Origin of the sequence: Serratia grimesii NBRC 13537 (assembly GCF_001590905.1) — a bacterium.
Taxonomy (GTDB): Bacteria; Pseudomonadota; Gammaproteobacteria; order Enterobacterales; family Enterobacteriaceae; genus Serratia; species Serratia grimesii.
The window spans coordinates 1-13,590 of the sequence record NZ_BCTT01000004.1; the positions used below are offsets into that span (position 1 = coordinate 1).

14 protein-coding genes are annotated in these 13,590 nt (G+C 42.6%); 5 read left to right on the forward strand and 9 right to left on the reverse strand.

The genetic code is table 11. The annotated features are described in order from the left end of the window. Window positions 1-199 precede the first annotated feature (199 nt). A complete protein-coding gene (locus SGR01S_RS04525; protein ID WP_082797602.1) occupies window positions 200-1,390 on the forward strand; it encodes an AAA family ATPase in 1,191 nt (396 codons plus the stop codon). Continuing rightward, window positions 1,383-2,009: an HNH endonuclease gene (locus tag SGR01S_RS04530; protein WP_061806678.1), complete on the forward strand. Its 627-nt coding sequence runs from the start codon at window positions 1,383-1,385 to the stop codon at window positions 2,007-2,009. Before SGR01S_RS04525 ends, SGR01S_RS04530 begins: the two co-directional genes overlap by 8 nt. Before the next feature lie 403 nt (window positions 2,010-2,412). Here the strand turns inward: SGR01S_RS04530 and SGR01S_RS04535 are convergent, their stop codons facing one another. Then, window positions 2,413-3,009 carry a hypothetical protein gene (locus SGR01S_RS04535; protein ID WP_037417008.1) on the reverse strand — a complete coding sequence of 199 codons (597 nt, stop codon included), beginning with the start codon at window positions 3,007-3,009 and terminating at the stop codon, window positions 2,413-2,415. Window positions 3,010-3,094: 85 nt separating this feature from the next. Here SGR01S_RS04535 and SGR01S_RS04540 point away from each other — a divergent pair, with 85 nt between their 5' ends. Beyond that, window positions 3,095-3,772 carry a helix-turn-helix transcriptional regulator gene (locus SGR01S_RS04540; RefSeq protein ID WP_061806679.1) on the forward strand — a complete coding sequence of 226 codons (678 nt, stop codon included), beginning with the start codon at window positions 3,095-3,097 and terminating at the stop codon, window positions 3,770-3,772. Window positions 3,773-3,831: 59 nt separating this feature from the next. Here SGR01S_RS04540 and SGR01S_RS04545 read toward each other — a convergent pair whose 3' ends face one another. The 8 genes from SGR01S_RS04545 to SGR01S_RS04580 form a co-directional block, all read right to left on the reverse strand. Continuing rightward, a complete protein-coding gene (locus SGR01S_RS04545) occupies window positions 3,832-4,278 on the reverse strand; it encodes a universal stress protein (RefSeq protein ID WP_061806680.1) in 447 nt (148 codons plus the stop codon). Between the two features lie 168 nt (window positions 4,279-4,446). Continuing rightward, on the reverse strand, window positions 4,447-5,166 hold the full coding sequence (locus SGR01S_RS04550) for a PA1136 family autoinducer-binding transcriptional regulator (protein ID WP_061806681.1): 720 nt from the start codon (window positions 5,164-5,166) through the stop codon (window positions 4,447-4,449). Beyond that, window positions 5,163-6,038 (reverse strand): glyoxalase III HchA, encoded by an 876-nt coding sequence (gene hchA / locus SGR01S_RS04555; RefSeq protein WP_061806682.1) that lies wholly within the window; start codon window positions 6,036-6,038, stop codon window positions 5,163-5,165. The genes SGR01S_RS04550 and hchA overlap by 4 nt, the downstream gene beginning before the upstream one ends. Window positions 6,039-6,153: 115 nt before the next feature. Next, window positions 6,154-6,921, reverse strand: a complete 768-nt coding sequence (locus SGR01S_RS04560; protein WP_061806683.1) for an ABC transporter ATP-binding protein — start codon at window positions 6,919-6,921, stop codon at window positions 6,154-6,156. Next, a complete protein-coding gene (locus SGR01S_RS04565) occupies window positions 6,908-7,918 on the reverse strand; it encodes a FecCD family ABC transporter permease (protein WP_061806684.1) in 1,011 nt (336 codons plus the stop codon). Before SGR01S_RS04565 ends, SGR01S_RS04560 begins: the two co-directional genes overlap by 14 nt. A gap of 64 nt (window positions 7,919-7,982) precedes the next feature. Then, complete coding sequence (locus SGR01S_RS04570; RefSeq protein WP_255212216.1) at window positions 7,983-9,059, reverse strand: ABC transporter substrate-binding protein; 1,077 nt, start codon at window positions 9,057-9,059, stop codon at window positions 7,983-7,985. 61 nt (window positions 9,060-9,120) lie between these two features. Next, window positions 9,121-9,522 carry a hypothetical protein gene (locus SGR01S_RS04575; RefSeq protein WP_061806685.1) on the reverse strand — a complete coding sequence of 134 codons (402 nt, stop codon included), beginning with the start codon at window positions 9,520-9,522 and terminating at the stop codon, window positions 9,121-9,123. Between the two features lie 14 nt (window positions 9,523-9,536). After that, window positions 9,537-10,907, reverse strand: coding sequence for an MFS transporter (locus tag SGR01S_RS04580; RefSeq protein ID WP_061806686.1), 1,371 nt, complete (start codon window positions 10,905-10,907; stop codon window positions 9,537-9,539). Window positions 10,908-11,247: 340 nt separating this feature from the next. On the opposite strand from SGR01S_RS04580, the gene amiA reads away from it, so the two are divergent. Continuing rightward, the gene (amiA, locus tag SGR01S_RS04585) at window positions 11,248-12,096 is read left to right on the forward strand and encodes an N-acetylmuramoyl-L-alanine amidase AmiA (RefSeq protein WP_061806687.1); all 849 of its coding nucleotides are present in this window, start codon (window positions 11,248-11,250) and stop codon (window positions 12,094-12,096) included. Window positions 12,097-12,259: 163 nt separating this feature from the next. Continuing rightward, complete coding sequence (locus tag SGR01S_RS04590; RefSeq protein WP_061806688.1) at window positions 12,260-13,312, forward strand: porin; 1,053 nt, start codon at window positions 12,260-12,262, stop codon at window positions 13,310-13,312. Window positions 13,313-13,590 lie beyond the last annotated feature (278 nt).

Sequence of the window (13,590 nt, forward strand, 5' to 3'; positions counted from 1 at the left end):
TTTAGAAAAGCCCGCTCAGGGAAACCTGAGCGGGCTTTTTGCTTTTGGCGTTTTTGACCGACGGTTATGAGCGAAAAGCGGACATGCGATGTATTTAAAACACTTACTGGCGGTGATCAAAGTAGATAGATGACAACTACAATTTTATGAATTGCTATGTTATGAGGTCACAATGTAAGATTTGTTATCTTACGATCAGATGAGCGATAATGAAATGCTTAATGCTAACAAACTTTTAATTTCTCAAAAAGATTATTTTATTCTAGTAGGAAAAAATGGGAGTGGTAAAAGCAGGCTGCTGCATGATCTAGCAGAGAGTTTACATAATTCAGGCTACAGCACCATCACGGTATCAAATACTCTATTTGATAAATTTGAAGTTCATCCCAGAAGCCTTAATTATAACTATATTGGAAGTAAGTTAGGTAGAAACTTCCCTGCTCAAGCTATAAAGAACACTCTTTCAACTGAAAGCCAAAAAAAAGTAAGTCGCATTTTTTCAGTTTTAAATCACATCGGCTATGAACAAAAAATTGGTATCAAGATAAAGTTTAGGAAAAAATTCAAAGACGCAATTAAATATTCTAGAAATGCATCTGGTGATTATTATCCAATTTTTTTCGACAGCAGCGACCAAGAAATCCCTGATGAACTTAAAATGGCAATTGATAAAGCTATTCATCAGATAAAACATGGTTATAGTATATTGGCATGGCTGACCAGTAATGATAATGTATTTTATGAGGGTAATTTCGATTCTTATTTGTGCTTATTAAAGTTTGAGCGGATTTTAAAAAAATCAAAAATAATATCTAATATAGATGTCTTTTTAAGTAAAGACGATCATGCATTCCCCCTAAGTCAAGCAAGTTCAGGTGAATTATCGTTTATCGCTTTACTTGTTCATATTTCGTTTTGTGTAAACGATCGTTCTTTTATATTTATTGATGAGCCTGAAAATAGTTTACACCCCAAATGGCAAAATGAATACCTAGAGCTTTTAAGAGGATCGATAGGTTATAATAAATGTATGGTTGTTGTAGCGACTCATTCACCTCTAATTATTACTTCAATGTCAGAGGGCAATCAAGTTTCAATTTACAAACGTGGAGTTAATGGATTTGAAAAAGTAAATTCTTACGATGAAAACAATGAAGAATTATATATTGATTACTTTGACACACTAACGCCTAAAAATAGAGCATTATCTAACAGATGCGTGGATATTATAGACCAATTTACTGTTGGGGAAATTTCATTACAAACTGCGAGGGACCGTTTGTCAAAGTTTGGGGAAATGGCAAATAATTCCGCCCAAAAAGAATTTCTTTCAGGCGTAAATTCATTGATTACAACAGTCAATTTTAAAAAATGGAAGGCTCATGAGTAATATTTCATTCCTTGCTGAAGAGCAAGATTTAATGAACCACGCAATAGCGGAAGGCCATACTTTCTGGAGGGATGAAACTCTAAGTGCTCTTAAAAGAAAAATTAAAGATTATTTACGTGAAAAACAAGGAGAATGCTGTTGTTATTGCTCACGAAATATCGATGATGAATTTAACATGGTGCTTGATATCGAACATGTCATTCCAAAATCAAAGATTACATCTGAAATGTTTGAAATGATGAATCTAGCCGTATCTTGTAAAAGATGTAATATGAGAATTAAAGGAGAAGATGTATCATTCATTAATGATGAATTTCAGCATTTTAAAGAAACTGGTGATTACTATCTATCTGGTAGCTATAAATTTATTCATCCTAATCTTGATAGTTGGGATGAAAATCTTATTTACACTGTAGTTCAAGTCAATAGGAGAAAGATAGTTTATTATCATGTCGTTCGGGATAGTTCTAAAGGGAGTTATGCAAAAAAATACTTTGAGTTGGATAAAATACAAGCAAATACTTTTGATGAAGCACAGGGCGCCACTAGTAGAAAAGAGCCGATAGATCCTACTATCGCCGAAGAATATTCAAGGTTAGTAAATTCTATGTTAGGCTGAAAATAAACCTCGTAATATATTCCGAGAGGAATTCATTAACTTTTAGTTAAAAAAAGTCCGCTATTGGCACAGAGCAGACTGCTAGAGCTCTTTGGACACAATCTCGCTTTGAGCCGACTTTTTGATGCTTGTTCTGGCTACCCTTCCTTTGCAGATAACATCGTAGAACGATCAATACATGTAGCGAAGTGTTTAAACCCGCTTTAAGTAACAAGCAACTATTGATGCTCATTCTGGTGGTCTTGACAAGACTCGAATTCAGGTTTTGCTTGTTATTCAGCCATTTATGGCAAAGGCGATCCCAGTCAGATGAGCCATATTTAGAAAGGCCCGCTTAAGGAAACTTAATCGGGCTTTTTGCTTTTTATCCTGTAATCACGTAACGGCAATCCTTACGTTGCGGTTAGCAGAGCGAACCAAACTCCATACTCATGGGGTCAATCATCGCCAAAAAGACTTCGCATACCGTTTCTCCCTGCCAGGATGCGCAAATTGCCTCAGCACAGAGTTGATCATCCGCAAAAGCCATATCAATAAAGACGCCATTACCCAAACTGACCAAATATTGGTTTTTCCAGCCAGTTTGATGCGCGAGATGACGTTCTATCATGGCGTTATAGGCCGCATGCATCGTGCTTTCGTTAACACCCGGTTTTAGACGAAATCGTCCTATTTCAATGCCGTATCCTTTTCTGACCACCGAGGTTTGAACACGCGGTGCCACATAGTGCCCCATACTGTCCAAGTGGCTTACGGAAGATCTAAAACTCAAGAATTCTGGCAAACTCGCAACCGCTTTTGCCGCAACCTGTGCTTCCTCATGGCTTCGCCACACGACCAGATCAACACGTTCGCAAGGGACATCCATACCTGAGAAGGCGATCCAGTCGATGTAACCGGGAAACCGTTTCAGTTCACGTTGTGCAATGTCTCTGGCGGTGTCTGCCACTTGCGAGTCTTTCACCTGGTAGGTCACTATTTCGTAGCATAGAGGGGTCATCTGAACTCCATTATCGTCATGAAATGAAGCCTGAATCGTATTACACTCCCCTGACAGGTTTTGTCAGGGTGGTTCACCACATTTAATGAAAACCATACGGTTATTCACTTTATTAGATCATCTTCGCAGTCGCATACATCCGGTCTCAGCTGAAGTGTTGGCACACACTCTGAATGTGTCTGTCAGAACAATCTACAGAGACATGGTGACCCTGCAGGCAATGGGCGCACCTATCCGCGGTGAGTCAGGTTTAGGCTACTTGCTCGAAAAGGGACACTTTCTACCGCCGCTCAATTTCGATCATGACGAGCTGGAGGTGATTATGCTCGGCATGCGAATGATGGCCGCACGGGGTGATGATTCTCTTTCAGCCGCAGCTGGCCGTGTCTCAGCTAAAATTGGTGCCGTGATAGATGTTAAACATACCGATGCTTATAAGCGATTGCCTCTCAGGGCGGTATCACGACACACCAAAGAAAAAGTGAATGCCAATAAGCATCTGACGTTTCTTCGAGAGGCGATTCGTAAAAAATCTCTATTGAGCATTGCTTATGTCGATCTCCAGGGACGAGAAAGCAACCGGATAGCCCGTCCGCTTGGTTTAACTCTATTCGATGAAGTATGGTTACTCACGATCTGGTGTGGAACACGCTCAGATTTCCGCAACCTACGAGTTGATAATATTGTGTCTGTGACAAACACTGGAGAACGTTTCCGGCCAGAAAGCGGAAAGTTATTTGAAGATTATCTGAAAACACTGTAGCAAAAACCTGTCGCTTATTATCACATACTGACAATCCCAACATGCCCACCTGCTCTCCCTCAAGGCACTGAGATTATCGGGACGGAGGGAACATGAACAATCAACACATCAATAGTTAACTGGTTGATGAACTCAAAAGAGAAAGACGTGTAAACCCCCATAAAACGATTTTCATGGCCAAGCATGACCAGATCTATTTCTTCCTTATCGATCACTGCTTGGACGTCTTTAAATCTATGGATACTGACGATCGATTTTACTTTGACGTCAAAATGCGCAGATCCAATCAAACGGCTTAGCATCGCCTTAGCCTCGATCACTTCATGTGACTGACGATCCTTGGTTAAGGCATCGCTGGTGTAATCCAACTCTCTGTAGTCTTCGCTGATATGCCCCAGCGTGATACAGGTGCCCATTTCTTTCGCAAGGCGTTCGGCATGCGCCAACATGAGCTGACCATCTGTCTCATTTTGGACCAACAACAACGCATGCTTATAAATGTGCATACATCACCTCTCAACAGCGTCACACCCAAGAGACGCTCTTTTATCCTTCAGATGTCTGCCAAGGAAAACCTGCAATAGTTAATACGCTACCGCCTTACAAGTATAAACGCGTATTTAGTGCGCAGAAATACCCACCAGGTTAAAGCTGAACAGGCTTTTGACCTGGTATCAAATTTTAATCTCGCCGTTGCGGATCGCCACGCCGATCGCCTGAGCGGTAGTGGTCGCGCCAAGCCGTCGGCGTATTCGGCGAAGATGGTTTTCCACCGTTCGCTCCGATAGCCCCAGAGTGGCAGCGATGTCAGCCTGGCGCCGCCCGGCAGCGGTCCAGGCCAATACTTCCCGCTCACGCTCTGACAGCCTGCCGATCGTGGTCGCTGCTGGCAATTCAAGCAACCTACGCGCAGAGACAAAAGCCGCAGAGCCCACCATTAACATAGCCAATCGAATTGACGGAGAGCTTTCAATACACTCACCACCCAAACTGACCGCACCTTCCAATCCGGACGGGCCAAATATCGGGACCTGCACCCCATGAACGCCTCGGCCACGAGGCGTGCGAACAATCTGATAGCAGGCCCCCTTTTCTGCCCTCACTTTGCTCCAGAAAAAAGGCTCTGTTGCCTGCAGCATATGTCGGGTTACCGGACAGTGCCGAAGATAGGTTACGGCATCTACAGTTTCGCCGTCGCCGAACCAATTGCCTTCGACCCAATAGATGCGATCAACTACCTCATCCTCCGAAGTGGCAGTAGAAAATAACACGAAGCGATCAAACCCCTTCGGAGCTGCGAATGTACGAATCCTTTCCTGAATGCCAGAAAGGGTATCAGCACGCTCAATAGCCAGTGCGGCGAGAAAGGCCTCTTGAGCAATATCCACGCTCACCGCCTAGCGACATCGGCCAACAGCGTCTGTGCAGCCAGCTTGCCAAGATTGTTGGAAGCCAGTGGACTGTCGCCGGTCAGCAGCCGCCGATCTTTATGCACCTTGCCGGTGATATCTGTATTGAGGATTACAACCCCCAACTCACGCAACCGCTCGCCAACCAGCCAAGGCATCGGACCGGGGATATAGCCGATATCAATATTAGCGCCGGTATCGAGTGCATCTGGGAACACACAGATTTCGTACCCGCGATACAAGAAGTCGTCTTTGTCCTCTCCAAGTCCAGCGGCCAGTAAACCGGCAGGGCCGTGGCAAAGCGAAATAACGTAACGATCATTGTCGTGCGCCCAGAACAGCGTCTTCTTAACGTCTTCACTGGTGGGGATATCGTTAAGCACCCCGTGACCACCCGGAATAAAGACGGCAATATAGTTGCCAGCGTCCAAATCATTTACCACATCAGAGAGTTTTTTCGGTTGCTTGAGCTGGCTGCGGTATTTTTCATAAGTGGCTTTGACCGCCTCATCCTCGCCAGGGAAGGCCCACATTTCCAGCTTGACCGGATCGCCCGACGGCGTGGCGATATCTATCTCAAAACCGGCAAGATCCATGTGGTACATCGGCAACAGCATTTCGACTGGGTGGTTGCCGGTAGAAAAGAATTTGCCGTTTTGCATCATCAGATAACGCTCCTGTGAGGCGATCATCAATACCTTCCATTTCCCCCCCCGATACGCGTTGGGGTAACTGACGCCGTCAAAATCGGTTTTGGACGAAGTGTACTGCGACAGTGAGTAAGGTGATGGGAAGAAAGCATTTTCTTCCGCGATATCAGGAGTAGGGTTACGATCTGCGGATAGTAAATCAGTCATGATTATCTCCTTATTTGAGTTACGGTTTGTACTGCTGTTTCAGCTTAAGTAAGAGATACCAGAACCGCAATGAGGGATATCCCTTAATAAAGCTTTTTGGCCTTAATATAACATGTCAGCTCAACTTACGTGGCATGATGACAAACGCTTCATCAGCCCCCTCTTCACCTTCATATCGATATTTCCTCACGGGTACCTGGAAATATTCTTCCAGATAATTTTCTTGAAGAAGGTCATTTTTATCACCAAAAACATAGTGTTTTTTATCCATTAGCAAGCACTTGTCAGAGATACACTTCGCGTAGTTGATAAAGTGTGTGTTGAAAATGATAGTAACCTTACTTTCCCTTGATAGTTTCCACAGCATATTAATTACCTTAGCTTGATTTTTGAAGTCCAAATTAGACTCTGGCTCATCAAGAATAATCACATCTGGTTCCGCGACTAATGCTTTGGCAAAATAACACATCTGCAATTCACCGCCACTGATCTGATTAATGGACTTGCCTCTAAGCCGCCCAATATCAAGTCTATTTAGAATGTCAGCGGACTTATCGAAATCCTCTTTACCTGGCTTCGAAAAAAAACCATTACGTTGTGAGCAACCAAAAGAAACAAAGTCAAGAACACTGTAAGAAAAATGTAATTTTTTCGCCTGAGGAACATAAGCGATTCGCGCTTTTCTGTTATCAACATCGTCAATCATGCAAGTGCCAGACGCAGGCTGATAGATACCCGACAGGCTCTTCAACAGAGTCGTTTTCCCTGCGCCATTTGGTCCCATCACTGAAAGAATGTCTCCTTTTTCGAGGTGAAAGCTAATATTGTTTATAATCTTTCCTGAACCTTTAAAACTAAAGGTCAACTTTTCAACTGTTATCATATCTACGACTCATAATGAAAAGCAGTGCAAATAACGGAGCCCCAATCAGTGAAGTCAAAATTCCGATAGGAATCTCTGCATAAGTGGCGCTTCTGGCAATATTGTCAATAATCAACAAAAATAATGCCCCAGCAAGCGCTGATGCAGGAATCAACCTACCGTGGTTACAACCGAGCACGCTTCGGATCAGATGAGGGATAACTAGTCCAACCCAACCTACAACGCCAGCAATAGTAACTGAAGCAGAGACCAACACTGACGATAAAAGAAGTAATGCTATTTTTAATCGTTGTGGATTAAGACCGGAAATTTTAGCTTCGTCATCCCCTAGCGAGATAATATTCATGCTCCATCTTAATTTATAGATTGCAAAGTAGCATATCGCATACAGCGGAATAAGCCAGTACACCTGCTCTTTGAGCACTGAAGCAAAACTTCCCATTAACCAAAAAACGATGGCTGGCAACGTATCCTGTGGATCAGCCACATACTTTATTATCGATATAAAAGAAATAAACACCGAAGCAATGATAATTCCTGACAGAATAGTAGTTAGTTCATCTTGCCGCTTCTTGAAGTAGCAAATACCAAAAACAAACAATAAACTCAGAATACCAAAAAATAATGAACATAACGAGCTCAGTGCAAAAGGAAAACTGAACAATATTCCAAGAGCGGCACCAAAAGCAGAGGCAGAAGAAGTCCCCAACACATCCGGACTGGCCAATGAGTTTTTCAACACGGCTTGAAAAGTGGCACCGGCAACAGACAAACCACCACCGACCATCATCACCGCGATGATTCTTGGCACGCGCAAACTAAAAATAACAGAGTAACTGGCTTCATCCTTTGCAAACCATTTTGTATGGAATAAAACCTTAATTACGTCGCTAACCGACAACGAGTATCGGCCCAAAAATAGGGAGGCGACGGCAACAAGACATAAAGTCAAAAATAGCCCAGTCATTATTACAGTATATTTTTTCCTATCCGGCATAACCACCATCCCCATCAAAAAATTTTAATTATTATATTTATCACTATGAAGTTATTTACGTACGTTACCTTTGAGCCAGAACCTCATTCAGTAAATTTTCCGGTATGGCGTATGAGAACATCTTTTTATAATAATCTCGTGTTATATTCCTCAGTTTCTCATCACTAATATATTCTGGGTTGTATTTGCTGATCATAAATAATGGCAACAGCGATGTTTCAGCAGAGAGTCCTCCCCAGTTATGTATCCCCACCGGTGTTGAGTATACCTTACCGTTTTTTACCGCTCGGAGATCTTTCCAGTCCTCACCTGGGATTTTGTCTTTCAACAGAGCGTTGGCACTGCCGAAAACAACAAAAATCACGTCGGGATCCCACTGCATTATCTGTTCCATCGAGACATTTATATAACGTGCGGCATCGCCGCTAACCTGCAAACCATCAGCAACATTTTCCATCCCTGCCATTTTCAGGTAGGTATCGCCATACGTATGAGGGCCACTTACCTTGAGCTGTTTGCCATCACTTTCTTCAAGATACAATGCTCTGACATGTTGCTGCCTGATATTGGCGGCGTAAGGACTGATCATCTTCAGTGTGTCTTCCCAAGCGCTTTTAAATTTATGCGTATGGGGTAATCCAAGCGTTTCCGCAAACTTATTCTCCCAATAAACTTGGGTTACCATAGGTTCATACTTTGTCTCACCACCAGCGTCGAGATTAATGACTGGCACCCCTGCCCGCTCCAGGTGGTCATCCTGACTTTTGCCATAGTAATAAATAATGTCCGGCTTGAGACTAATCAAAGATTCCATATTGACCGTATAATCCTTATTGATGAAAGCCGTAGTGATCCTGCCGATATCCGGCTTCATATCCTTCATCACATTCATATCGGAATGCGAAAAAGCCCAAGGGCCAACACCTATGACATGTTTATATGCTGCATCGTTGGCCAAGATCACGCCAAATGGACAATTACCGGTAATAATAATTCGATTATATTTACCAGGAAGCGGCTGCAGTATTTCGGTATCTTTTCCAGTATTTTTTACCGTAATAGTACCGTTTGCGCTGGTGGTCGTCGGTAATGAGAACGCCGCCAACAAAATGGTAGCGAACAACTTAATTTTAATGGTCATAATTCCCCCTGGTGCTATCTTACTGATGCATGCTTTTCTTATTTCCACTTATTCAGCGTCACTAGGCTACCGAAGCAGCGATTCCTGCTGCCACAATGGTTAATCCGGCTACAATAACAATTGCGGTCGTGGCAACAGCACCACCGCCAACCAACGCAGCCGTCTTGCCTTTGGAAATATCCTGCCGCTCTAGGAAAGAGATCTGGGTAAAGGGGATAATTTTCCCCGTATCGGCAATAATGGCGTTAGGTTCGATTTTCGCCACACTAATCTCACCACCACTGCCATCCTTTAATCCATACTTCAGGTGATCACCAATATAAACCTGGGGCTGTAGATGGTAATAATGCCCATCCTGCCCGATATCCTTTTGCTGCAGTGACACAGGGTTGTATGTAGTACAACCGCAAAGCGAAAACATCACCAACCCGATGATAAATGGAACCAATCTTGCCAATTTCATTGAAAACCTCAAACTTATTTATACATGGTTAAAACACGTCCAGATTTAAATCGCATATAGCTAACAATTAAGGACAGGAATGAAAAAATAGCGCCCGCAACCAAACTTATGTCAGTTGCCTGAGAACCGTAAAAATTAAAAAATATTGCGACCAGGGCTGAGCCGACAATTTGCCCAACCAACCGCGAACTCCCGAGTAATCCGCTGGCAATACTGCTATTTTCGTGTGATACCGCTGTCATGATCAAGAAATTATTGGGTGACTGAAATAGCCCAAAACCTATACCACAAATCGCTACACGCCAAACAATCGCCGTATTTGATGGAGTATCTGGAAGATAAACCATCAACAGCATGCCCATAAGCAAGAAAAATAATCCTGTTACCGCAATAATGTTAGGATCATATTTTTTGATGAGATCGCCAGAAATCAGAGATGTCACCATCGTCGCTAATGGCCATGCGGTAAGCAATAAACCGATCTCCACCACGTTTCTTTGCAATATATTATGAAAATAAAAAGGCAGCGACACGTAAGCCAGCAACTGTGTGCTATAAGAAAGCATCGACATCAATAGTGATAGCGTCAATGTAGGGTTACGAAATATCGTCACCGGAATCATCGCGTCAGTTTTTTTTCTCCGTTGATTCCGGTAAAGCAGAACTGCCAATGCAGCGAAAATTACAACGTTTACTGCTGCCGATAAGAAAGAACTCTTCGTCATGCTCAACGTAAATGATGAGAAAAAAATAAACAGAGCAAAAACTAAAAAAGCACCTCCTGCATCAAATTTTACAGTACGGCGTGACTTAGGAGCTAAGGAGATAATACTCAACAACAGCGACAGGCAAGCAATAGGAACATTAATGGTAAATAACCAATTCCAATTGGCCAGAGAAAGTATTGTTGAGGCAATTGATGGCCCTGCCGCTGCGGATACAGAAACCACCATAACGTTAATCCCCAGCCCACGCCCCAATAACCTATCCGGATAGATCTCCTTAATCAGCGCTGCATTGACACTGAGAATAGCGGCTGCACCAAAGCCTTGCACAACTCTAAACAGCGTCAAGGTATCTAGCGTTTCTGACAGCGCACATCCCAAAGAAGAAAACGCAAACAGAATAACGCCGGCAATGAAAATATTTTTATTGCCAATAGTTCTCCCCAATGCGGCAAACGGCAACAGAGAAGCTATGACCGCAAATTGATATGCATTAATGATCAATATTGAAGCAGCTTCCGAAACGGCAAAATCTTTCGCGATAATGGGTAACGCCACATTTGCGATAGTGCTATCGAGTATTGCGATGACGGTGCTGAGGGATACGGCAAGCACAGCCAAAACATTCAATTTATCTTTTTCATAGGGTTTTTTATTCATCTTACCGCCCCTGGACGAGAATCTGCATTTATGCCGAAGGCAACCGGTGCTCCTTACGGAGGATTCGCTTTAATGAAAACGTTATAACATAACAATCTCAAATGATATTAATTATCATTTGAAATAATTGATTGCATAATGTTTCAAATTTGAAATTAACAATTTAAAAACATAAAAAACACAACAAATAACACCAAAACAACAGAATAAATGGAATCATAAACCTCAAAAATTCATGAAATGAAATAGAAATTAACGCCTGTTAACAGTCAACGAGTCGAGCGATCATTGTTGTTATGTTATAACATAATACAAATTCATACCCCCTACGGTGGCCCCAATGAATAAGAAAGACCCACTACAAATTAGAGCATCCAGACGTACGATTATTTTGGCCGGACTGGCTGCACTGGCTTCAAATATCAATATTTCACAAGCCCATGCGCAAAATCCGCAACGCAAAAGGCAAATGCCGATGGCTCCAAACGGTAAAAGACCACACAAGAAATACCTGGTCGTGCTTGATCCGGGCCATGGCGGTATTGATTCAGGTGCTATTGGCCACGCGGGTTCACTGGAAAAACATGTGGTGTTAGATATCGCAAAAAACGTCCGCGCCTTGCTCATTCAGCATGGCATTAATGCTCACCTGACGCGTACTGACGATGTTTTTATTCCGCTTTATGATCGGGTGAAGATCGCCCATCAACATAATGCCGATCTTTTTATGTCTATCCATGCGGATGGTTTCACCTGCCCTTCCGCCTGCGGTGCTTCTGTTTTCGCCTTATCCAATAAAGGCGCCAGCAGCGCAATGGCAAAATACTTATCGAACAGTGAAAATGCGGCCGACGATTTCGCCAGTCCCTCAGTCATAAAAAAAGATCGTTATTTGCAAAAAATACTTTTCGATTTGGAACAGACTGAAACAGTAAAAGAAAGTCTTTTCCTCGGCTCTCACATCATTAAACATATTGCGCCAATGCATCACCTTCATTCCAAAAACACGGAACAAGCAGCATTTGTGGTATTGAAATCGCCCTATATTCCCTCAGTTCTCGTTGAAACCTCTTTCATTACCAATCCGCAAGAGGAAAAACTGCTTGGAACTCCAATGTTTAGGCATAAAATAGCCACGGCGATTACCCATGGTATCTTGAGTTATTTTAATCATATGAAAAATGTTTGATAAAATATAATAATAAAAATATTACTGAAATACTTTTACTTTCAGAAGCATCATGCTGAGCAAACAAATAAGAGAGGGAATTGAACGCTCGCTTTCGTTAGCGAAAGTACTATTCACTCAAATTTCTCACTGAGACTCTGAAAATAAAAGGATTTTCTCGCTGATGTTAATACGTATTTATCCTCACCGGTTAGTAGAGTGCCTTTGTGCGCTATCGATATTTTTTTGTTCCAGCACCTTTGCGATTTCACTCAAAGACAATGGTCAGGATCGGTTGGATTTTTATGGCACCATCATCGCCAGACGTTATTCCAGCAGTAATGTTCGCAATGACGGTGACCGCAGTTATATCTACTTTGGTTTGTTAGGAAAAAGAAAGCTCAGCCAGTACTGGAGAGCCTATGCACACTGGGAATATACCGTCAGCTTTGCCGATGCCAGCAGGAACAGCACAAGACTGGCCTACATAGGCATGCAGAATCCAGCATTAGGCAGTATCGATATTGGTAGAAATTGGGGCGTCTTATATGACGTAACATCCCTAACCGATCGTTCTCCATTATTTAGAGAAATGTCTTACAACTATATCGATAATTTCATGCGCGGCCGAGCACTCAACCTACTGACTTATCGTAAAAAAATAAAATTATTACAGAGTAACGCCGCTATCGCGCTCCAGTATCAATTCAAAAGTAATAGTGATGAAAAAACGGTAAGTAAGCAGAATGGTAATGGTATCGGTGCTTCTTTCATTTACGCGCTGACGCCTACGATTACCACTATTTTCTCCGCATCATCATCTTTATCCACTCAACAACAGGGAAATAATGCCGGTTACGGAAAAAAAATAAACACTCTGGCTGAAGGGGTGAGATATGCCAATAAAAGAACCTATCTCGCTGCAGTGTTTACGCAAAGCAATAGTGCCATAAAACCGCAAAAAACCGATAATTGTGGTTCATCTTCCAGTTATGAAATCCTCGCTAAATACCTGCTGACGGATAAGCTCCAGCCCAACATTGGCTACACGCGCCTTATGCAAACCTACTCGGGAAAAAGCGAGAGTTTATTGAATTACGAAGAAGTTGGTTTCAGCTGGTTGTTTAATAAAAACATGCAAGCATTTTTCAATTATGAGTTCAATAACATGAGTAAAAACAACCCCAACGTCGATGCGTCTGACAAACTCGAAGTGGGTATAAGTTATCACTGGTAAGTGAAGAACAGGAGCTTGCGGGTAGCATCCTGTTTCCCTCACGTTATAGCTATCAATTTTCGGGTCATAAATAGTCAGGAACTATCACAACATTCAACTATACCTATTTTATCTATCCGCAGGCGCTGACTAAGCTTATCCATGAGTGTTCCTTCGCTCTTTACCGGCTCAGAAGATAAAAATCTATAGTATTCAAAGAGGTTATGTTTTTAGCGCAACACCCGACGCGAGCATTGGCCCGCGATGTCACGTTAACAGCTCCTCAGGTACAGGACAGA

Bases quoted from the DNA above. Each gene is read 5' to 3' on its own strand.
- SGR01S_RS04565 (WP_061806684.1), bottom strand. From the start codon at position 7,918: ATGCCGGATAGGAAAAAATATACTGTAATAATGACTGGGCTATTTTTG.
- hchA (WP_061806682.1), bottom strand. From the start codon at position 6,038: ATGACTGATTTACTATCCGCAGATCGTAACCCTACTCCTGATATCGCG.
- SGR01S_RS04525 (WP_082797602.1), top strand. From the start codon at position 200: ATGAGCGATAATGAAATGCTTAATGCTAACAAACTTTTAATTTCTCAA.
- SGR01S_RS04540 (WP_061806679.1), top strand. From the start codon at position 3,095: ATGAAAACCATACGGTTATTCACTTTATTAGATCATCTTCGCAGTCGC.
- SGR01S_RS04545 (WP_061806680.1), bottom strand. From the start codon at position 4,278: ATGCACATTTATAAGCATGCGTTGTTGTTGGTCCAAAATGAGACAGAT.
- SGR01S_RS04590 (WP_061806688.1), top strand. From the start codon at position 12,260: ATGTTAATACGTATTTATCCTCACCGGTTAGTAGAGTGCCTTTGTGCG.
- amiA (WP_061806687.1), top strand. From the start codon at position 11,248: ATGAATAAGAAAGACCCACTACAAATTAGAGCATCCAGACGTACGATT.
- SGR01S_RS04560 (WP_061806683.1), bottom strand. From the start codon at position 6,921: ATGATAACAGTTGAAAAGTTGACCTTTAGTTTTAAAGGTTCAGGAAAG.
- SGR01S_RS04570 (WP_255212216.1), bottom strand. From the start codon at position 9,059: ATGACCATTAAAATTAAGTTGTTCGCTACCATTTTGTTGGCGGCGTTC.
- SGR01S_RS04580 (WP_061806686.1), bottom strand. From the start codon at position 10,907: ATGAATAAAAAACCCTATGAAAAAGATAAATTGAATGTTTTGGCTGTG.
- SGR01S_RS04535 (WP_037417008.1), bottom strand. From the start codon at position 3,009: ATGACCCCTCTATGCTACGAAATAGTGACCTACCAGGTGAAAGACTCG.
- SGR01S_RS04575 (WP_061806685.1), bottom strand. From the start codon at position 9,522: ATGAAATTGGCAAGATTGGTTCCATTTATCATCGGGTTGGTGATGTTT.
- SGR01S_RS04530 (WP_061806678.1), top strand. From the start codon at position 1,383: ATGAGTAATATTTCATTCCTTGCTGAAGAGCAAGATTTAATGAACCAC.